The 20,190-nt window shown below is 65.6% G+C and carries 20 protein-coding genes and 1 riboswitch; of the genes, 10 read left to right on the plus strand and 10 right to left on the minus strand.

Features of this window, described 5'->3' with window-relative positions; translation table 11 throughout:
• Window positions 1-217: 217 nt before the first annotated feature.
• A complete protein-coding gene (locus tag ACQR1E_RS17740; RefSeq protein WP_434897351.1) occupies window positions 218-1,594 on the plus strand; it encodes an IS30 family transposase in 1,377 nt (458 codons plus the stop codon).
• A 366-nt stretch (window positions 1,595-1,960) separates the two neighbouring features.
• Here ACQR1E_RS17740 and arsH read toward each other — a convergent pair whose 3' ends face one another.
• The 7 genes from arsH to serB all read right to left on the minus strand — a co-directional run bounded on the left by arsH (window position 1,961) and on the right by serB (window position 6,934).
• Window positions 1,961-2,662 (minus strand): arsenical resistance protein ArsH, encoded by a 702-nt coding sequence (gene arsH, locus ACQR1E_RS17745; RefSeq protein ID WP_315752894.1) that lies wholly within the window; start codon window positions 2,660-2,662, stop codon window positions 1,961-1,963.
• A gap of 78 nt (window positions 2,663-2,740) precedes the next feature.
• A complete protein-coding gene (locus tag ACQR1E_RS17750) occupies window positions 2,741-3,256 on the minus strand; it encodes a GlcG/HbpS family heme-binding protein (protein ID WP_315752734.1) in 516 nt (171 codons plus the stop codon).
• Complete coding sequence (locus ACQR1E_RS17755; protein ID WP_434863302.1) at window positions 3,241-3,477, minus strand: thioredoxin family protein; 237 nt, start codon at window positions 3,475-3,477, stop codon at window positions 3,241-3,243. The genes ACQR1E_RS17750 and ACQR1E_RS17755 overlap by 16 nt, the downstream gene beginning before the upstream one ends.
• A gap of 16 nt (window positions 3,478-3,493) precedes the next feature.
• Window positions 3,494-4,546, minus strand: coding sequence for a permease (locus ACQR1E_RS17760; protein WP_434863301.1), 1,053 nt, complete (start codon window positions 4,544-4,546; stop codon window positions 3,494-3,496).
• Complete coding sequence (locus tag ACQR1E_RS17765) at window positions 4,543-4,839, minus strand: ArsR/SmtB family transcription factor (protein ID WP_315713353.1); 297 nt, start codon at window positions 4,837-4,839, stop codon at window positions 4,543-4,545. The genes ACQR1E_RS17760 and ACQR1E_RS17765 overlap by 4 nt, the downstream gene beginning before the upstream one ends.
• Window positions 4,840-5,292: 453 nt before the next feature.
• A complete protein-coding gene (locus ACQR1E_RS17770) occupies window positions 5,293-5,562 on the minus strand; it encodes a hypothetical protein (RefSeq protein WP_315769108.1) in 270 nt (89 codons plus the stop codon).
• A 481-nt stretch (window positions 5,563-6,043) separates the two neighbouring features.
• Window positions 6,044-6,934 carry a phosphoserine phosphatase SerB gene (serB, locus tag ACQR1E_RS17775; protein WP_315752739.1) on the minus strand — a complete coding sequence of 297 codons (891 nt, stop codon included), beginning with the start codon at window positions 6,932-6,934 and terminating at the stop codon, window positions 6,044-6,046.
• 3 nt (window positions 6,935-6,937) lie between these two features.
• Between serB and miaA the strand changes: the two genes are divergently transcribed.
• The 9 genes from miaA (at window position 6,938) to ilvC (ending at window position 15,404) form a co-directional block, all read left to right on the plus strand.
• Window positions 6,938-7,864 (plus strand): tRNA (adenosine(37)-N6)-dimethylallyltransferase MiaA, encoded by a 927-nt coding sequence (gene miaA / locus ACQR1E_RS17780; RefSeq protein WP_434897352.1) that lies wholly within the window; start codon window positions 6,938-6,940, stop codon window positions 7,862-7,864.
• A gap of 33 nt (window positions 7,865-7,897) precedes the next feature.
• Window positions 7,898-8,155 carry a FitA-like ribbon-helix-helix domain-containing protein gene (locus tag ACQR1E_RS17785; protein ID WP_315713349.1) on the plus strand — a complete coding sequence of 86 codons (258 nt, stop codon included), beginning with the start codon at window positions 7,898-7,900 and terminating at the stop codon, window positions 8,153-8,155.
• The gene (locus tag ACQR1E_RS17790; RefSeq protein WP_315713348.1) at window positions 8,152-8,580 is read left to right on the plus strand and encodes a PIN domain-containing protein; all 429 of its coding nucleotides are present in this window, start codon (window positions 8,152-8,154) and stop codon (window positions 8,578-8,580) included. The genes ACQR1E_RS17785 and ACQR1E_RS17790 overlap by 4 nt, the downstream gene beginning before the upstream one ends.
• A gap of 404 nt (window positions 8,581-8,984) precedes the next feature.
• Complete coding sequence (locus ACQR1E_RS17795; RefSeq protein WP_315713347.1) at window positions 8,985-10,754, plus strand: acetolactate synthase 3 large subunit; 1,770 nt, start codon at window positions 8,985-8,987, stop codon at window positions 10,752-10,754.
• A 215-nt stretch (window positions 10,755-10,969) separates the two neighbouring features.
• Window positions 10,970-11,953: a threonine dehydratase gene (locus tag ACQR1E_RS17800; protein ID WP_316201757.1), complete on the plus strand. Its 984-nt coding sequence runs from the start codon at window positions 10,970-10,972 to the stop codon at window positions 11,951-11,953.
• 214 nt (window positions 11,954-12,167) lie between these two features.
• Window positions 12,168-12,710: an acetolactate synthase small subunit gene (ilvN, locus tag ACQR1E_RS17805; protein WP_315713345.1), complete on the plus strand. Its 543-nt coding sequence runs from the start codon at window positions 12,168-12,170 to the stop codon at window positions 12,708-12,710.
• Window positions 12,711-12,713: 3 nt separating this feature from the next.
• Entirely contained in the window at window positions 12,714-13,403 is a 690-nt protein-coding gene (locus ACQR1E_RS17810) for a class I SAM-dependent methyltransferase (protein WP_315825240.1), read from the plus strand.
• A 228-nt stretch (window positions 13,404-13,631) separates the two neighbouring features.
• Window positions 13,632-14,234, plus strand: coding sequence for a LysE family translocator (locus tag ACQR1E_RS17815; protein ID WP_434844873.1), 603 nt, complete (start codon window positions 13,632-13,634; stop codon window positions 14,232-14,234).
• 150 nt (window positions 14,235-14,384) lie between these two features.
• The gene (gene ilvC, locus ACQR1E_RS17820) at window positions 14,385-15,404 is read left to right on the plus strand and encodes a ketol-acid reductoisomerase (RefSeq protein ID WP_434897353.1); all 1,020 of its coding nucleotides are present in this window, start codon (window positions 14,385-14,387) and stop codon (window positions 15,402-15,404) included.
• Window positions 15,405-15,489: 85 nt separating this feature from the next.
• Here ilvC and ACQR1E_RS17825 read toward each other — a convergent pair whose 3' ends face one another.
• The 3 genes from ACQR1E_RS17825 to ACQR1E_RS17835 all read right to left on the minus strand — a co-directional run bounded on the left by ACQR1E_RS17825 (window position 15,490) and on the right by ACQR1E_RS17835 (window position 19,917).
• Window positions 15,490-16,068, minus strand: coding sequence for a hypothetical protein (locus tag ACQR1E_RS17825; RefSeq protein WP_434843122.1), 579 nt, complete (start codon window positions 16,066-16,068; stop codon window positions 15,490-15,492).
• Between the two features lie 75 nt (window positions 16,069-16,143).
• Window positions 16,144-18,204, minus strand: coding sequence for a TonB-dependent receptor plug domain-containing protein (locus ACQR1E_RS17830; protein ID WP_434897354.1), 2,061 nt, complete (start codon window positions 18,202-18,204; stop codon window positions 16,144-16,146).
• A 111-nt stretch (window positions 18,205-18,315) separates the two neighbouring features.
• Window positions 18,316-18,533: riboswitch (cobalamin riboswitch) on the minus strand.
• Window positions 18,534-18,804: 271 nt separating this feature from the next.
• Window positions 18,805-19,917 (minus strand): DUF2336 domain-containing protein, encoded by a 1,113-nt coding sequence (locus ACQR1E_RS17835; protein ID WP_315752746.1) that lies wholly within the window; start codon window positions 19,915-19,917, stop codon window positions 18,805-18,807.
• Between the last annotated feature and the right edge of the window lie 273 nt (window positions 19,918-20,190).

Genomic DNA, 20,190 nt, shown 5'->3' on the forward strand with positions numbered 1-20,190 from the left:
ACAGCGATCGACAGAGCTTTGCAGTCTCGCGGCGCATCGCGCCCGAGGCCTGCGATCAGTTCGTCCCTCTCGAAATGCAGAGGGCGCAGGGAATGCCGGGTGAAGGCCCCACCCATGGCCCGCCTGCGAAAAAAATGCAGGCGGCAGGTACCACAGGCAAAGCCGATTCAACCGGCGGATTCAATTGGTCGTCGCAACACTCGATGAGGAGGTTGCGATGGGCATTCGAAAGAAACGGTCAACGCGGAGCAAGCTGGGATCATTGGGGCGCCCACCAGTTGCGGGGCGTGCGGAACAGCAGAAATTTTGGCGTGGGATTGCCGCTGGGTTGAACAGCGAGAATGCTGCGCTGGCTGCTGGATTATCGGATGCTGTCGGCCCCCGATTATTTCGAAAAGCGGGCGGCGTGGCACCGGCAATGTTCCGACCTTCAGCGAAGCCGCTCTCCGGACGGCACCTCTCTTTTTCTGAGCGCGAAGAGATTGCGCTGCTGAATGCGCAGCGCCATTCTGTACGAGAGATAGCGCGGCGTCTCAATCGATCTCCCTCGACCATCTCCCGTGAACTCGATCGCAATGCGGCCACGCACGGCGGCAAGATGGCCTATCGGGCGACGGCCGCCCAGTGGCATGCAGATCGATCGGCCCGGCGTCCTAAGCCGAGCAAGCTTGCAAGCAACGCCGCCTTGCGCGCTTATGTTGAAGAGCGGCTTGCAGGGTTTGTCGCACCTCCAGGCGGCGTTCGGCGGAAGGCCGGTCGTGCGGGCTCTAGCCAGAATCAGGGGTGGACGAAAGCGTGGAGTCCCGAGCAGATTGCCCGGCGCTTACCGATCGACTTCCCGGATGACGAGGCGATGCGCATCAGCCACGAAGCCATTTACCAGGCGCTTTTTGTTCAGGGCCGAGGAGCGCTGAAACGCGAGTTGTCGTCCTGTTTGCGAACGGGACGTGCGCTGCGCGTGCCCCGAGCGCGTACGCGGAAGCGCAGCAAAGGCTTCATATCGCCAGAGATCATGATCAGTGAGCGTCCGGCCGAAGTCGCGGATCGAGCTGTGCCGGGACATTGGGAAGGAGATCTGATCGTCGGCTCCGCCAGCTCGGCAATCGGCACGCTGGTCGAACGCAGCACGCGGTTTACAATGCTCCTGCACCTTCCACGGCTGCCGGGGTTTGACGATGGCCCACGTACGAAGGATGGGCCTGCGCTCTCCGGACACGGAGCTGAAGCGGTACGCGATGCGATCACGCGCACCATCGTCACCTTGCCCAAAGAACTCCGCCGCTCGCTAACCTGGGATCAGGGGACCGAAATGGCTCAACACAGTGACCTCAAGATCGATACAGACCTTCAGATCTACTTCTGCGATCCAAGAAGCCCCTGGCAACGTGGCACGAACGAGAACACGAATGGCCTGCTGCGGCAGTACTTCCCGAAAGGTACCGATCTGAGCGTCTACGATGCTGACGAGATCGCCGCCGTGGCCGCAGCGCTCAATTCCCGACCGAGAAAGACGCTAGGATGGAAAACTCCAGCAGAAGCGCTTGACGAGCTGCTGTCACGAATGAAAACACTTGGTGTTGCGACCACCGCTTGAGCCCGCCACCGGCATTCCCTGCGCGACGGTCTTCACGCTTATACGCAGTCTCCCTGGTGCGCCGGGCTTGTTGGCCACCATTGTCCGCGCGGCGCTTCAGCGCCGTCGCGAACGTGACACCAGCATCGGGGTGTCAGGACGCTGCGACTTCACGTCCGCAAGCGATCGTTCGTCCGCGCCCTCGTGAGAAGACGCTGCGATCTCTCGCGGCCATCGCTCCCCGCCTCGCGTGTCGTGACGATCGCGCGCAACGCCCCTCCGCAGTGAGGCGGGATGCGCGGATACAATCATGAATTCCGGAAATACGCAAGGTAATTATTTTTATCAGAAGTTAGTGGCCCATCCCGAACTCCCGGGAGCGCCGGCTCAGAGCGACCGCTGATTGACCCGCTGCGACAGCGCCTCGGCGCTTTCCTTGCGCTCGGAGTAGCGGTCGACCAGATAGTCGGCGCGGTCGCGCGTCAGCAGTGTGAACTTGACCAGCTCTTCCATCACGTCGACGAGGCGATCGTAATAGGGGGACGGCTTCATGCGGTCCGCGTCGTCGAACTCCGCGAAGGCCTTGGGCACCGAGGACTGGTTCGGAATGGTGATCAGGCGCATCCAGCGGCCGAGCACCCGAAGCTGATTGACCGCGTTGAACGACTGCGAGCCGCCAGAAACCTGCATCACCGCCAGCGTCTTGCCCTGCGTCGGCCGGACGGCGCCGAGCGACAGCGGGATCCAGTCGATCTGGGTCTTCATCACACCGGTCATCGCGCCGTGCCGCTCCGGCGAGCACCACACCATGCCTTCGCACCATGTCACGAGATCGCGCAGCTCGCGGACCTTCGGATGGTCCGGCTCGGCGTCGTCGACCAGCGGCAAGCCGCGCGGATCGAAAGTCCGTGTCTCCGCGCCGAAGCGCACGAGAATGCGCGCCGCTTCCTCGGTCAGCAGCCGGCTGAACGAGCGTTGCCGGAGCGATCCGTAGAGCAGCAGGATTCGCGGAGGGTGGGAGGAGAGCGCAGGCTCCAGCAGCTTCGCGCGGTCGATGGCACGGAATGAGGTTTCGTCCAATTGAGGCATCGTGTCAGACAACGCGGTATCCTCCGGCAAAATGATCGGCGTTGGCCGTCCTCGTTCGCGATACGCCGGTACAAGCGCTCAGAACGCGATGTCCGCAGCGACGGCTTCGATGCCGGCCTTCGCGCAGATGTCGTCGTTGTCGCCTCCGGGCGCGCCGGATACGCCGATCGCTCCGACCTGCTGGCCAGCGGCCTCTATTGGCATGCCGCCGCCGACCATGACAACGCCGGGAACGTTGACGATGGCCCGCTCCGCGGCGTCCGGTCGTGCCAGCCGGGCTGCGAGCGTGCTCGTCGCCTCGCGCCAGCTCGCGGCCGTCCTCGCCTTGCCCGTCGCGGCCTCAAGGGTATGCCAGCCGGCGAAACGGTCGCGCAGGGTGACCAGCGCGAGCCCCGACGGATCGCTCACGGTCACGGCAGCCTGCCAGCCGCGTTTGCGGCACTCCGCGAGCGCCGCCTGTGCCGCTTTGAGCGCCGTGTCCGGCGCGATGATGCGCCGCGTCCACGTCGGTTCGTCGGCGCGCGCAACGACAGCCGGGCCGAGCAGGAGGACCGCTGCGAGCAGCGGACGCAACGCCATCACGCCGACAGCCATTTCGCCATGTCCTCGGCCTTCGGCAGCCCGCCCGCATGGACGACCTTGCCGTCGATCACCACGCCCGGCGTCGAGGCGACGCCGAACCGGGCGATGTCGGCGAAGTCCGTGATCTTTTCCAGCTCGATCTCGATGCCGAGCTTGCTTGCCTCAGAGGAGGCCATTGCTGCGGTCTGAACACAGCGCTTGCAGCCGGAGCCGAGAATCTTGACGTTCTTCATGGGGCTTGTCCTTTCATCAGAACAGGGCGTTGAAGAGATAGCCGACGGCGACGATGCCGGCGGCGACGACGCCCGCGAAGACAGCGATCAGCCGGAGCGTCAGCACCTTGCGCAGAATGAGCATCTCGGGAAACGAAAGCGCGATGACGCTCATCATGAAGGCGAGCACCGTTCCCAGCGCCGCACCCTTGCCGAGCAGCGCCTCGACGACCGGAATGATGCCCGCAGCGTTGGCGTACATCGGCACGCCGATCAGCACCACGGCCGGCACGGACCACCATTGGTCCTTGCCCATGATCGAGGCGAGCAGGTCGTTCGGGACATAGCCGTGAATGAATGCGCCCGCCGCGATGCCAATGATGATCCATGCCCAGACGCGGCCGACGATGTCGCGTACCGCGTCGATCCCGGCCCGGATCCGATCGGCGACGGTCTGTGAATTGGGCTGCAACTCCGCCTGTCCTGCGCGCACGTTGCGAACCCATGCCTCGAGCCAGCCTTCGAGATGCAGGCGTCCGATGATCCATCCCGCCACGATCGCGACCGCCAGGCCGAAGGCCAGATAGATTGCGGCGATCCTCCAGCCGACCAGCGCGAACAGCAGGCCGAGCGCGACCTCGTTCACCATTGGCGCCGCGATCAGGAACGAGAAGGTCACGCCGAGTGGGACGCCAGCCGAGACGAAGCCGACGAAGAGCGGCACTGCCGAGCACGAGCAGAAGGGAGTGAATACGCCGAGGATCGCAGCCGCGACATTGCCGAGGCCCTCGCGCTTGCCGGCGAGCAATGCGCGAGTTCGCTCGGCTGAAAAAAAGCTGCGCACGACGCCCATGCCGAACACGACCAGCGTCATCAGCATCAGGACCTTGGGCGCGTCGAACACGAAGAACCGCGCGGCTTCTTCCAGATGGCTGTCGCGGGACACCGGCAGCGACGATACCAGCCATGCCGAGAACGCTTCCAGCTGCCAGTAGACCGCGAACCACAATGCGATCGCAGCTGCCGTCGCGATGATCCAGATCACAGCCGATGCCGACCCGTCAGGATAGGTCGAAGCTTCGGTTTTCATGCTGCACTCCTGTTCGGCTCAGGCATGGCCGCCATGACGGCGTCGAGGATGGCGCGGCGATCGGGCGTCAGGTCAGGGCTCAGCCGATACCGGACCCACTGGGCGTCACGCCGGTCGATGACGAGACCGGCGGCCTTGAGGGCGGACATGTGCCGGCTCATGCGCGATGCGCTGGCTCGGAGCTGCCGCATGAGCTCGCAGACGCAGTGCTCGCCGCCGTCCCAAAGGATGCGCAGGGCGGCGAGACGAGTCGGCTCGGCCAGAGCGGCGAGCAGCGGGACGGGATCGGACATGGCGGCAACATATTCGTATTTTCGTATTTGCGCAATAGCGCATATAATGATTGCGGATGTGCGATTTGACCGGCAATCGGCGCGGCGCGTGGCGTCAGGCTGATAATGGCTGGTGATGCGTGGCCCGCGCGGCGACGCCCTGCGAGATCCCGGTTGGGAAATCGGGCGAGCCGGCTGGCGTCGGGTCAATTCACGCGCGGATGGTCTTGCCGCCGGCGGCCGGAATGTGACTGTGCGGCTGGTCCCGACGACGCGGCTGCCGCGCCGGGTACGGAGGCGGAGAGCGTTGGCGTCGAAGACCCAATAGGTGCAGCGGGCCGGGCGTCTGGGCTGCCCGGCGTGGATGTCCGGGATCTTTACCACGCGCGACGCCACGCGTTATCTCGAACAGGGAGCACGGCCTCGCTCGGCGAGACGCGCGCTACCTATCCGACGATGGGTTGCCCGCGTTGCCTAGTTGCGGACGCTGCCCACGGTGATCGGAGCGACGAGCGCAGCGCTGCGGTGGTGCTGGGTGAGCACGGCGAGCTGGTGCGGCGAGGCGGCGCTGTCGGCATTCACCGCAATGGTCTGCTGCGCGGCGGATGCACCGACGACGGAGAGCTGGTGCGGGGTGGCCGGCAGCGCACCGACTTCGTAGCTCGGCAGCTCGCCGGCAACGGCGGCGCCGCTCAGCAGCGCGAGGGCAAGAAGAGAGCCGGGAATGATGTGCTTGATGGTCATCGGGAGGTCCTTCTGTGACGATGATCGATTGCATCACCTGCAATCGCTTTCGCTTCCTTGGACACTCCCTAGCGTTGTCAGCTTTATATGCGCTGCAGCATGATTTGACAATTCATGGATTGGTGATGCGGTTAAAATGGCAGTTCGCGTCCCGCCTTGATACGTAAGGCGAATGATCTGATTTGCGATCTGAAATGAGATTGGAATGGAGTTGCGTGCGAGAGCGCTGGATTGAAACAAAATCCTGATGATGCGCCGATCGAGAGCCGATGAAGGCAGGGATTTGGTAACGGCTTTGCTTGCGGCGGCGATTCGCACACGGCAATGCGATTGCGATCGTCGAGCGTTCGCAAAACCGCTGCCCTCGCAATGACGGCATGGCGGCTGCCCATCAACGCGTCCTCTCTCACAGCCAGGAGAGGGCGCTGTATTGCGCAAAGGCTCGCGCGGCTACTTGGCCTGCCGCGCGGCCGCAGTCTCGTCAGTCGACGAACTGATCGCGCGTGTAGCCCTGGGCATAGAGCAGGGCGGTGAGGTCGCCGTGGTCGATGCGGGCCGAGGCTGCGGCCGAGACCGCAGGCTTGGCGTGATAGGCGACGCCGAGACCGGCCGCCTCGATCATGCCGAGGTCGTTGGCGCCGTCGCCGACCGCCAGGGTGTCGATCTCGTCGAGATCGAACGCCTCGCGCAGCTCGATCAGGGTAGCGAGCTTGGCGTCGCGGCCGATGATCGGCTCGCGCACCTCGCCCGTGAGCTTGCCGCCATCGATGATGAGCTCGTTGGCGCGGTTCTCCTGGAAGCCGATCTTGGCCGCGATGGCGCTGGTGAACAGCGTGAAGCCGCCGGAGATCAGGCAGGTATAGGCGCCGTTGGCGCGCATGGTCATCACCAGATGACGGCCGCCCGGCGTCAGCTTGATGCGCTTGGTCAGGACTTCGTCGACGACGCTCACCGGCAGGTCCTTCAGCAATGCGACGCGTTCACGCAACGCCGGCTCGAACGCGATCTCGCCGCGCATGGCGCGCTCGGTGATGGCGGCGACGCGCGGCTTCAGCCCGGCGAAATCGGCGAGTTCGTCGATGCATTCCTGCCCGATCATGGTGCTGTCCATGTCGGCGAGGAAAAGCTTCTTGCGCCTGACGGCTTCCGCCTGCACGACGATGTCGATCGGCATGTCGCCGCGCAGGTCGCGCAGGCGCGCCTCGAGCTTGTGGACCTCGCCGTCGTGGGCGAAGGGGATGTCGATCGCGACCTCGTCGAACAGCCAGCGCGGCGTGCCCGGCGAGGGCAGAACGGCCAGGAAGGCCTCCACGATCGTGGTATCAAGCGCGGGATCGGCGGGATTGCAGATGAAGGTGGCGACGAGAGACATCAGGTGACTTTGCCAGGGATCAACAAAGCGCTGCTTATCGCAGGGCCGACCGCCAGCGGCAAGTCGGCGCTGGCGATGGAACTTGCGCAAAAAGCGGGCGGGGTCGTCATCAACACCGATTCCATGCAGGTCTACCGCGATCTGAGGGTGCTGACGGCAAGGCCGACCTGCGACGAAGAGGCCACCGTGCCGCACCGGCTCTACGGCCATGTCGATGCCAGCGTGAACTACTCGGCCGGCCATTATGTCCGGGATGCCGCGGAGATCCTGGGCGAGGTGCAACGGGCCGGGCGGCTGCCGATCTTCATCGGCGGCACTGGCCTGTATTTCAAGGCGCTGACATCAGGGCTGTCCGCGGTGCCGCCCGTGCCGGATGAGGTGCGCGACGCGGTGCGTCTCAGGCTCGATCGCGACGGCGTCGAGGCCTTGCATGCCGAGCTGGCGCGACGCGATCCGGCGGCGGCCGCGCGGCTGAACGTCCGCGACCGCGCCCGCGTGGCCCGCGCGCTGGAGGTGATCGAGGCCACCGGTCGGCCATTGGCCGACTGGCATGCCGAGGCCACTCCGCCGCTGCTGCCGGAGGGCAGCTATCGGGCGCTGTTCATCGCTCCGGAGCGCGAGGCGCTGTATGCGCGGATCGATGCACGGTTCGATCTGATGCTGGAGCGCGGCGCGGTGCAGGAGGTCGAGCGGCTGGCCGCGCGCGGCCTCGATCCGCTGCTGCCGGCGATGAAGGCCCACGGCGTGCCGGCGCTGATCCGCTATATCAGAGGGGAGATCACGCGGGAGGAGGCGGCCGCCATCGGCAAGGCCGACACCCGCCATTATGCCAAGCGGCAGTTCACCTGGTTTCGGCACCAACTGCCGGAGTTCGAGTGGATGAGCCCGGAGGCGGCGCGGGAGGGGATGGCAGCATTGAAAGATTTTTGATATCGTGATATCAATTAGATGGAGGCTCTTCTGATGGCTGACATCCTGATCCGCAAAGTGGACGACGCGACCAAGGAGCTGTTGCGACTTCGCGCCGAACGCCGTGGCAAGAGCTTGGAGGCTGACCTGAGGGAGACGTTGGAAAAGCTTGCTCGTGAGGAAGCGGAGTCGCCCGACGATATAGCGCCGTTTGGCAGCTGGCTCTTTGCCATCACGAGGCCGGGCGTCGACCTTGATGAGGAGCTCAAACTGCTCCGCGCCGCTCCGATCCGGTCGGTCGATTTCGAATGATCCTGCTCGATACCAACGTCATCTCAGAGGTGTTGAAGCTGGCGCCAGCGATGCAAGTGATCCGCTGGCTCGACGTCAACTTTGCGAATGCCGCGATATCGAGCATCACCATTCTCGAACTCGGCGCGGGTGTTGCGATGCTCGACGACGGACGGCGGAAAGACAGCCTCCAGAACGCGATCAGCCGGACGATCCGTCGCTTCGGAAGCCGGGTTTATGCATTCGACGCTGCCGCCGCCCAGGCCGCTGTTCAGCTGGTTGCAATAGCGCGAGCGCGCGGGTTGCCGCTGCAACAGATCCCGACGAAGCTCGCTGATCTGCAGATCGCCGGTATCGCGTCCGCCTATGGTCTTGACCTCGCAACGCGAAATGCTGGCGATTTCGCTGGGCTCGGGCTCTCGCTGATCAACCCTTGGAACCCCTAAGTCCGCGCGAGCGGTAGGCCCTTTGCGGCAGCGCTGGCCAAATTACCGCTCGCCGAACGGAAAATTCCGCGTTAACATCGCAAAATCGCGCTGACGAGCCGGCTTTGCCTTGACATTGGGGCATCGCCGGCTATGTTTCGCGCAACCTTTGGGAAGCTCGCTCGGCATCATGCGCAACTTTATTTCCATCCTCCTTATCGCCGTCGTACCCAGGCGCACCGCCGGGGATGGCTAGCGGCCATCCAAATTCCGAGCGGTGCGCAGGGCCTTCCAGGGCCCTTTTTTATTGCCTGGAAGCCAGCGATCCGACCGAAACGACCCTGACCCAAGTGACCAAAACCGACTGACCAAGACCGACTGACCAAGACCGACCAGCCGCTGACAGAAGCGATCCGGAGCCCACCATGACCGACAAGAGCCACGATCCGAACCAGATGACCGGCGCCGCGATGATCGTGCGCGCGCTCATCGACCACGGCGTGCAGCACCTCTTCGGCTATCCTGGCGGCGCGGTGCTTCCGATCTATGACGAGATCTTCCAGCAGAGCGAGGTCGAGCACATCCTGGTCCGCCACGAGCAGGGCGCTGGCCACGCCGCCGAAGGCTATGCGCGCTCGACCGGCAGGCCGGGCGTCGTGCTGGTGACCTCGGGCCCCGGCGCCACCAACATGGTGACGCCGCTGGCGGACGCGCTGATGGATTCGATCCCGCTGGTCTGCATCACCGGCCAGGTGCCGACGCATCTGATCGGCAACGACGCGTTCCAGGAATGCGACACGGTCGGCATCACCCGGCCCTGCACCAAGCACAACTGGCTGGTCCGCAACGTCAACGATCTCGCCAAGGTGCTGCACGAGGCGTTCTATGTCGCGACCACGGGCCGTCCGGGGCCGGTCGTCGTCGACGTGCCGAAGGACGTGCAGTTCGCGACCGGCACCTATCATCCGCCACGCAAGTCCGACGTCCACATCTCCTATTCGCCGCGCGTGAAGGGCGACGCGATGCAGATCCGCAAAGCCGTGGCGCTGCTGGCGGGCGCCAAGCGGCCGGTGATCTATTCCGGCGGCGGCGTCATCAATTCGGGGCCGGAGGCCTCGCGGCTGCTGCGCGAGCTGGTCGAGGTCACGGGCTTCCCGATCACCTCGACGCTGATGGGATTGGGCGCCTATCCGGCGTCGGGCACCAATTGGCTCGGCATGCTCGGCATGCACGGCACCTACGAGGCCAACATGGCGATGCATGATTGCGACGTCATGCTGTGCGTCGGCGCGCGCTTCGACGACCGCATCACCGGGCGCACCGATGCGTTCTCGCCCGGCTCGAAGAAGATCCACATCGACATCGATCCGTCCTCGATCAACAAGAACATCCGCGTCGACGTGCCGATCATCGGCGATTGCGGCGACGTGCTCGCCGACATCCTGCAGGTGTTCAGGGCCGAGGCGAAGAAGCCCGACATCAAGTCGTGGTGGCAGGAGATCGCCGTCTGGCGCGCGCGCAACTCGCTGGCCTACCGGCCGAACCGCGACGTCATCATGCCGCAATATGCGATCCAGCGGCTGTTCGAGCTGACGCGCGGCCGCGACACCTACATCACGACCGAGGTCGGCCAGCACCAGATGTGGGCGGCGCAGTTCTACGGCTTCGAGGAACCGCACCGCTGGATGACCTCGGGCGGTCTCGGCACCATGGGCTACGGCCTGCCGGCCGCGATCGGCGTCCAGGTCGCCCATCCCGACAGCCTCGTCATCGACATCGGCGGCGACGCCTCGGTGCAGATGACGATGCAGGAGATGTCGACGGCCGTGCAGTACGAGCTGCCGGTCAAGATCTTCATCCTCAACAACCAGTACATGGGCATGGTGCGGCAGTGGCAGCAGCTGCTGCACGGCAACCGCCTGTCGCACTCCTACTCGGAGGCGCTGCCGGACTTCGTCAAACTGGCCGAGGCCTATGGCGGCGTCGGATTGCAGGTGAGCAAGCCCGGCGACCTCGACGGCGCGATCAAGGAGATGATCTCGGTCAAGAAGCCGGTGCTGTTCGACTGCCGCGTCGCGGCGCTCGAAAACTGCTTCCCGATGATCCCGTCGGGCAAGGCGCATAACGAGATGATCCTGCCGGCGGAAGCGAGCGATCCGGCCGCGGCGTTCGCGGGCGGCAAGGCGCTGGTGTGAGTCTGATAGGTTTGATGGTGCGGTGATGGCACGCGCGTCCGGCAGTCTCTCTCTTAACCTCTCCCCGCTTGCGGGGAGAGGTCGACGCGCAGCGTCGGGTGAGGGGGACTCCCCACGCAGTCGGACTCGCGGAGAATCCCCCTCTCCCCGCAAGCGGGGCGAGGGAGCTCATCTGCTTGCGCGGCCGCATTGTGCCCATGCGTCAGGGAGTTCTCATGTTCACCCTCGCTGAGCTCGAAGCCGCCCACGCCATCGTCGGCGCCGCGGTGCCGGCGACGCCGGCGCATGCGTGGCCGTTGCTGGCGCAGCGGCTGGGGACCGGGGTCGTCGTGAAGCACGAGAACCACACGCCGGCCGGCGCCTTCAAGGTGCGCGGCGGGCTGGTCTATGTCGACAACCTCAAGCGTACGCGGCCGGACGTCCGCGGCCTGATCACCGCGACGCGCGGCAATCATGGCCAGAGCGTCGCGTTTGCCGGCCGTCGCAACGGCCTGCCGGTGACGATCTACGTGCCGCGTGGCAACTCGGTCGAGAAGAACCGCGCGATGGCGGCGTTCGGCGCCGAGCTGATCGAGCACGGCAGCGACTTCCAGGAGGCGCGCGAGGAGGCCGGCCGCCATGCGGCGCGCGACGGCCTGCACATGGTGCCGTCGTTCCATCGCGATCTCGTGCGCGGCGTCGCGACCTACGCGCTGGAGCTGTTCCGCACGGCGCCCGACCTCGATGTGCTCTACGTCTCGATCGGGCAGGGCTCCGGCATCTGCGGCTGCATCCTGGCGCGCGATCTCTTGGGCTTGAAGACCGAGATCGTCGGCGTGCAGTCGACCGAGGCGCCGTCCTACGCGCTGTCGTTCGCTGCGCGGACGGTGGTGACGACCAACAGCGCCGACACCCACGCCGATGGTCTCGCGACGCGCAGCCCGGATGCGGATGCGCTCGCCATCATCCTGAAAGGCGCCTCGCGCATCGTGCAGGTCGGCGACGCCGAGATCGCCGAGGCCGTGCGCATTCTCTGGACCGACACCCACAATCTCGCCGAAGGTGCCGGCGCGGCACCGCTTGCGGCGGCCTTGCAGGAAAAGGGCAGGCTCGCCGGCAAGCGCGTCGGCCTAGTGTTGACCGGCGGCAACATCGATCTCGACCTGTTCAGGCGCTGGGTGCTGCCGGCGGCCACGCATGCCGAAGCGGGGGCCGCATGAGGAGCTCGCAACTCGCCACAAACACCGCTGTCATGCCCGGGCTTGACCCGCCTGCGCGGCCGAAGCCGCTTCGGCGCGGCGAAGGCCCAGGCATCCACGAACCGCGCGCTCGACGCTCGACGTGGAGGGCCGGGAGCGCAGACAAGTTTACGCAGTCTGCGCAAGGCAGACTGCTATGCCCGGCCATGACGGTTGAACTATCACGGGGACACCAATGAACCAGCCAGCGTCAGCCTATTTCCTCGAAGACCGTCACGATCCGAACGAGACGCACACGCTGGCGGTGCTGGTGCAGAACGAGCCGGGCGTGCTCGCGCGCGTCATCGGCCTGTTCTCGGGCCGCGGCTACAACATCGAGAGCCTCACCGTCTCCGAGACCGAGAGCCAGAAGCACCTCTCGCGCATCACCATCGTCACCACCGGCACGCCGATGGTGATCCAGCAGATCAAGCACCAGCTCGACCGCATGATCCCGGTCTACCGCGTCGTCGACATGACGCTGACCAAGCGCGCGATCGAGCGCGAACTCGCGATGGTCAAGGTGCGCGGCACCGGCGAGCCGCGGGTCGAGGCGCTGCGGCTGGCGGATGCGTTCCGCGCCCGGGTGATCGACGCCACGACGGAAAGCTTCGTGTTCGAGATCACAGGCAATACCGACAAGATCACGCAATTCATCGATCTGATGCGTCCGCTCGGCCTGGTGGAAGTCGCCAGGACCGGCATTGCGGCGATCGGGCGGGGATCGGAAGGGATGTGAGCCATGCTGGCGCGCGACTGGTACTACAACGAACGCAACCGGATCGGGCTCGATCATGCCGTCGCCTCGATCTACGGCTCGGGCGATGATGCCGACGAGCGCGCGCGCGCTGCTCTGAAGATGCTCGGCGTCAAGCCGGGCTGGCGGGTGGCGGACATCGGCTGCGGCAACGGCGTGCTGGCGACCGAGGCGGCGCTGATGGGCGCCGTCGTCGACGCCATCGACATCTCGCCGGCGATGCTGGCGCTGACCCGGATCTACACCCGCGACCGCCGTACCGCGGTGCGGATGCATTCGGCGGGGCTGCTGTCGTTCGCCTATGAGCCGAACTCGTATGACCTGATCGCCAGCGAGTTCACGCTGCATCATCTGCCGGACTTCTGGAAGGCGGTGGCGCTGGCGCGCATCTTCGCGGCGCTGAAGCCGGGCGCGCAGTTCTTCCTGCGCGACATCGTCTATGTCAGCATGCCCGACGGTGTCGAGCGCTCGGTCGAGCAGTGGGCGGATTTCAACATCAAGAACCACGACCTCGCCCGCGACAGCGTCATCACCCACATGCGCGACGAGAACTCGACCTTCGCCTGGGTGATGGAGCGCATGCTGGCCGAGGTTGGCTTCGTCACGGTCTCCGCCGACTACCATGCGCCGATGCACGCGACGTATGTGCTGCAGAAGCCGGCGGGGCAGGGCTAGGCGCTGATGTTCTTGTACGACGGTGAGGTGGCCACGCTGCCACCCTCCCCTGGAGGGGGAGGGTCGATCGCGCATGCAATGCGCGATCGGGGTGGGGTGGGCCGCCGCAAAAGCTCGCGCGTGGAGAGATCACCCCACCCCGCCTCACATCGTTGCTTCGCACGATGTGGGGCGACCCTCCCCCTCCAGGGGAGGTTGAAAAGTCGTCGTGTGGCAGGAGCTCATTAGATGTCCCAGCAGCTCCTCATCGCCTTTGTCACCTTCGCCTTCGTGATGGCGTTCACGCCCGGGCCGAACAACATCATGCTGCTGTCGTCGGGCGTGACCCATGGCTTCCGCCGCACGGTGCCGCACATGATGGGCGTCAGCTTCGGCTTCGCCTTCATGGTCGGCGCGGTCGGCTTCGGCCTCGCGACGGTGTTCATCCGCTATCCCCTGCTGCAGGACGTGCTGAAATACCTCGGCGCGGCCTATCTGATCTACCTCGCGGTCGCCATCGCCTTGTCAGGATCGGCCGAGCCTGACGACGCCAAGCCGCGCGGCCCGATGTCGTTCTGGGGCGCGGCGCTGTTCCAATGGGTCAACGCCAAGGGCTGGGTGATGGTGATCAGCACCATCACCGCCTATGCCGCGATCGCCAGCTTTCCGGCCAACGTGGCGCTGCAGGTCGCGATCAGCTTCGTGATGGCGGTCGCCTCGACCATCACCTGGACGCTGTTCGGCACGGCCTTGCGGCCGCTGCTCAGCTCCGAGCGTGCGGTCCGCGCCTTCAACATCCTGATGGCGATGCTGCTCCTGGCCTCGCTCTATCCCGTGTTCATGGACGCATGAGGGAGACTGCCGCCATGCGAGATCGGGGTTTCCAAGCAGGGCCAAAATGCTCTAGACACGGGCCGGATTTCGTCCGGGCGCAGCCGCCCGTGCCTCACCCAAGCGTCTGACTTTCCAGCCAATTCCGGCCATCTCAAAGAGGAAACGACAATGCGTGTCTACTACGATCGCGACGCCGATCTGAACCTGATCAAGGGCAAGAAGGTCGTCATCGTCGGCTATGGCAGCCAGGGCCACGCCCACGCGCTCAACCTGAAGGATTCCGGCGTCAAGGACGTCGCGATCGCGCTGCGCAAGGGCTCGGCCTCCGCCAAGAAGGCCGAAGGCGCCGGCTTCAAGGTGATGGAAGTCGCCGAGGCCGCCAAGTGGGCCGACCTCGTGATGATGCTGACCCCGGACGAGCTGCAGGGCGACATCTACCGCGAGCACCTGCACGACAACATGAAGCAGGGCGCCGCGCTGGTGTTCGCGCACGGCCTCAACGTCCACTTCAACCTGCTCGATCCGCGCGCCGATCTCGACGTGCTGATGATCGCGCCGAAGGGCCCCGGCCACACCGTCCGCTCGGAGTACCAGCGCGGCGGCGGCGTGCCCTGCCTGATCGCGATCGCCAAGGATTCCTCGGGCAATGCCCATGACCTCGGCCTGTCCTACGCCTCGGCGATCGGCGGCGGCCGCGCCGGCATCATCGAGACCACGTTCAAGGAAGAGTGCGAGACCGACCTGTTCGGCGAACAGGCGGTGCTGTGCGGCGGCCTGGTCGAGCTGATCAAGGCCGGCTACGAGACGCTGACCGAGGCCGGCTACGCGCCGGAGATGGCCTATTTCGAGTGCCTCCACGAGGTGAAGCTGATCGTCGACCTGATCTATGAAGGCGGCATCGCCAACATGAACTACTCGATCTCCAACACCGCCGAATACGGCGAGTACGTCACCGGCCCGCGCATCATCGCGCCGGAAACCAAGGCCGAGATGAAGCGCGTGCTCGACGACATCCAGTCAGGCCGCTTCGCGCGCGACTGGATGCTGGAGAACAAGGTCAACCAGACCTCGTTCAAGGCGACCCGCGCCAAGCTTGCCCAGCACCCGATCGAGGAAGTCGGCGCCCGCCTGCGCGACATGATGCCCTGGATCAAGAAGGGCGCGCTGGTCGACAAGAGCAAGAACTGAGGTCTTGCGGCGAAACCGAGAAATGAAAACGGCGGGCAGAGGCCCGCCGTTTCTGTTTGGGGTCGTTGAAGGCCCGCCGGCGCGTTCAGGACGCCGCGCGGCGCGACGCCACCGGCGTCAGTAGGCGGACGATCTCGCTGACGGCGACGAGGCCGACGAGCCAGGCGGCGCTGGTCAGGCCGAGGCGGGCGACGATCGGGAGCGCGAAGCTCGCGGCGCCGCCGAGTGCCGGCGTGGCGGCCAGCAGCACCAGCTCATAGGCGGCGTAGGCACTGAGGAGCGCGACGGCAAGCGCAACCGTCGCTGGTGCTGTGCGCAAGGTCGCCAGGGCCATGCGGGCCACAACGGTGGCACTGAGCGCCGCGACGCCGATCATGGCGCCCCAGGCCAGGGTGTTGGCATCGACCGGATAGTGCAGGGCGCCGAAGCCGATGCCCTGGTTGACCAGCCAGGCGCCGAGCATCACCGGCAGCGCCGCGCGCAGCGGCAGCATGGCGGCGGCGATCACGGCGAAGGCCGCAAACGGCGTCGCGCAGGCGAACACGAAGCTCGCCAGCGCGCAGGCCCCTGTCAGCAGCGCGAAGCAGAACGCAGCGGCATGCCGTTGCGGAACGGGCGCGAGGCGAGCCTCGGTACCAGACCGGGCGAGGACGTCGAGAGTCATGGAACATCTCCTTCTGTTGCGATTGTAGTCCATTTCGGCAGCTTCTGTCAGCCGCCGGGAGGTTGGTCGGCGGCGTCACTGCACGCCGAAGCTCGCCACCCGGATGCCGCCGAACACGCCGAAGCCCGGCGCGAGGAATCCGGTCGGGTTCTGGTAGTGATGGTTGAAGAGGTTGTCGATCCGGCCGAACAGCTTGACCTGATCGGACAGCGCGTAGTCGCTGCGCAGGTTGACGACCGTATAGCCGGGCGCGACGAGGCCGGTGGTCATGCCGTCGCGGCTGACGTCGAGCCAGTCGCCGATGTGCAGCAGCGTCGCTGACAGCGTCAGCGCATCGATCGGCCCCCATGTCGCGGTTGCGCTCCATTTCTCCTTCGGCCGCCGCAACAGCTGCAGGCCGGTGGCCGCATCGACCGCGCGGGTGAACGTGTAGTCCGCACGCAGCGAGATCCGGTCGGTGAGATCAGCGGTCACGAAGCTCTCGGTGCCTTCGGTGGTCGCGAGGCCGACATTGGCGTAGGAGGTGAAGGTCGCGTTGAAATTGATCAAGTCGGTGATGCTGTTGTGGAAGTAGGTCGCGCCGAAGCGGAGACGATCGTCGAACAGCGGCTGCTCGAAGCCGGCGTCGTAGCCGGTGCTCTGCTCCGGCCGGAGGTTGGGATTGGCGAAGAAGTTGAACGCCGGAAAATCCTGGTGCAACTGGCTCAGGGTCGGTGCCTTGAAGCCGGTGCCGTAGCTCGCCTTCAGCTTGGTCTCGGTCACCGGCAGGATCACCGCCGGCGCGATCCGGTAGGTGCCATGGCCGCCGAACTGGTCGTTGACGTCGTTGCGCAGGCTCGCCACCACGAACCAGCGCTTCACGAACTCGGTCTGCAGCTCGACGAAGCCGGCCTTGTTGCCATTCTCGGCCGAGAGGTCGGCGGTCTTCAGCCGCTCGGTCTGCTGCTCCAGGCCGACGACGAGATTGTTATGCGGCGCCAGCTCGGTCACCGCGTGCCAGTCATACTTGATGCGCTCGCCGGTCGCGACCGCCGCCACCGGATTGCCAGCCGTCAGGTCGGACGACCGGTCGTTCACATAGTTGACGCCGAAGTAGTTCCGGATGCGGCCGCCGAGCAGCGACCACACGGCTTCCTGGCGTGTTGCAAGCTGGTGGACGGTGTGGTTGCTCTGGGCCGCGTCGGGAAAGCTCGGAAAGCCGCTGTCGCCGGTGAACAGCAGCGTCGCGTCGGTGTATCGAATCACCGAGTTCAGCGTCCAGGCCTCGTTGAGGTCGACGCCCAGCTTGGCCGAGGCGGTGACGTTGTCGTAGGCATTGCCGATGGCCTTCTGCCCCGCAGGCAGCAGCTGCCACGGGGTCACCGGAACGTCGCCGGCGTGCAGATGCGCGACATTGATCGCGTAGTTGATATTGTTTTGTGAGCCGCTGACGCCGGCTGACTGGTTGAAGGTCTTGAACGAGCCGCTCTCGACCGAGGCGGTCGCGCGCGCCGGGCCCTCGCCCTTGCGCGTGATCACCGAGATCACCCCGCCGATCGCATCCGAGCCGTAGAGCCCGCTCTGCGGCCCGCGCAGCACCTCGAACTGCTGGATGTCGGCGGCGAGCAGATGCGCGAAATCGAACGCGCCATTGCCGTTGGTGACATCGCCGACGTCGATGCCGTCGATGAAGAGCTTGGTGTGATTGGCGTTGGTGCCGCGCATGAAGACGTTGGTCTGGCCGCCCGGGCCGCCGGCCTGCACCACGTTCAATCCGGGGATCGTGCTCAGGATGTCCGGCACCGTGCGGGCCTGCTGCCCGGCGATGTCCTTGTCGGTCATCACGGTGATCGCATTCGCGACGTGGGCCACTGGCGTGACGACGCCGGTCGGGCTGACGGCGACAGGGGTTCCGGCTGGCGCGGCCGGCTTTGCCGCCGGCACCTGCTGATGCGCGGCGTCGCCGGTTCTGCGGGGGATGGCTGGTTTCTGAGCGATCGGCTCGCGCGGCGGGTCGACCTCAACCGGGGGCAGAAGGTCGGGGGAGGCGGATTGCTGCGCTGCTGTGGGCGAGGGGCCGAGCAGGGCGAATGACGAGAGGACGCAGAACGACGACAGAAGGGCGCGACTGCGCCTGGCATGGGGAACGGGAGACACGAGGGACCTCGGCATGACGTCAGTGGCACGTCACCGCGAACGAGGTCTCATGCAGCCCTTTGCAGGCCTGCCTGAAAACGATGCCAATAACGCCCCGACCGGCATCCTCGCGTGTGACCACGGCTGACGGCAGGTCTCCTGGCTCGCGGGTCGTCACCTCCACGTCGCCTTCCCGGGACCGAGATTTCCCAGTGGCCTTTGACGTGAGATTCGCCGCTTACAGTTGCGGGGGCAGCTGCGGCCTTCGGTCACGTCCCTTGCGAGACGCATCCGGCACCGCATTCCCTTTTGAGCCCCGGTCGAGGGGCACCGTCGCGATCACCGTAGGAGTGCGGGCGCACCAAAGTCAATCCGGCGCCCGGCGATCTCCTGGCGATAACGCTGGCCGGTCGGCTTGGTGATGCCCGGCCGCCTGCGACAGCCATAGCCGTCGTCCCTGCGTTCGCAGTGACCCATAGCCACCGGCGGTCGTGTGGCGAAGGACGACGATCAAGACATTTTCCGCCAATTCACATCACGCGGTATGGGTCCCTGCGTTCGCAGGGACGACAGCGGAGTGCGAGTCGTTGCTGATGAGGATTGCGCCTTGTGAGCACCCGCTCACTTCTCGACCTTGTTGTGCACCATCCAGAATCGCAGCGTGCGCTGGGCGGTGTCGAGCGACAGGCGGCCGTAGTCGCGTTCCGCGAGCTTGAGCGTGTCGCTGTCGATGGCGTGCTTGATCGGCCGGTGGGTCAGGATTTTCGCCACCACCGACCAGGCCAGCCCGGCGGCACGGCAAGGGATCAGCACGATATCGGTGCGCGGGCCTTCGAGCACCTTGGCCATCATCTCGGTCGGGACGTTGTTGAGCAGGCCGAGTGCGGCGGAAACCTCGCCGAAGCGGCGGGTTTCGGCGAAGAAGGCGATGGCGGCATCGTTGAGCTCGTTCAGCCCCTTCATGCGCTTGACGGCCTCTTCGGCCAGCGTGAAGTCGCGCCCGACCAGGCCGCCGTCGCTGCGCGCAACGTCGGCGATCGCCTTGAGGATCTTCTTGATCTCCTGTTGCAACGCCGGCGGCGCCGAGGCCATCAGCCTGGCGCGCACGGCTTCGGTCGCGCGGCGCAGGAGGTCGCGCAGGTGCTTGGTGGGCAGGTCGACGCGCAGCCCGATGATCTCGGACAATTCGTCGTCGTCCTCGGCATGCGCCATCATCCCGGAATAGCCGGACTCGGAGAAGCGCGCGGTCTGGTTGTTGGCGAGCTTGCGGATCACCCGGCGCTCGCCGCGGTCGACGATGATGTCGGTCACCGCCTCGGTCAGATGCGGACGGCTGGAGATCGCCATCAGGTGATCCTGGCCCTTGGTCGCCGCGACCTCCACCAGCGTATGCTCGGTGAGCCGGCTCGAGTGCATCAGCACGTTCTCGGCCACCGAGATCTCGTCGTCGCGGGCGAGCTGCTGGATCAATTCGACGGGCGCGTAGTCGACCGGCGCGAGATGCTTGCTGAGCTCGGCTCGCGCGCGGGTCTCGACCCGCGAGACCAGCATGCACAGCACGTTGTCGAATACCTTGATCTGGTCCTCGCTGAGGCGTTCGCCGTCATGCAGGAACAGGTTGGTGACCTGGCGCAGCGTGTTGACGCGCTTCGCCGAGGTGCCGCTGCGGACGGCCTCTTCGAGTTCGGTGATGATGGAGTCTTCTGAAGGCGGAAGCTGTTCTGGCTGTGACACGATCGCGCTCGTTTGTCCGGATTGCCGGAGCGACAGCAACGCGATTGTGATCCGCTGCAAGGCTTTCGGCCGGAGCAGTTTTCGGCACGGGCGATAACAATGCGTTAGGGGCCGAAGGCGTAGTACTCCGGAGAAACACGGATACGGAAAATTAAGACGATACATATAGGGGGGATGACGGGCTGGAGCCCGGTCTTCCGGAGATTCGCCGGACAGGCGATGGAATGAGGTGCGAACACCTCCCCGCAGACGCGGCGACGACAGGCCAGCGAA

It is taken from the genome of Bradyrhizobium sp. HKCCYLRH1030 (genome assembly GCF_051168395.1).
In the GTDB taxonomy this organism is placed as follows: domain Bacteria; phylum Pseudomonadota; class Alphaproteobacteria; order Rhizobiales; family Xanthobacteraceae; genus Bradyrhizobium.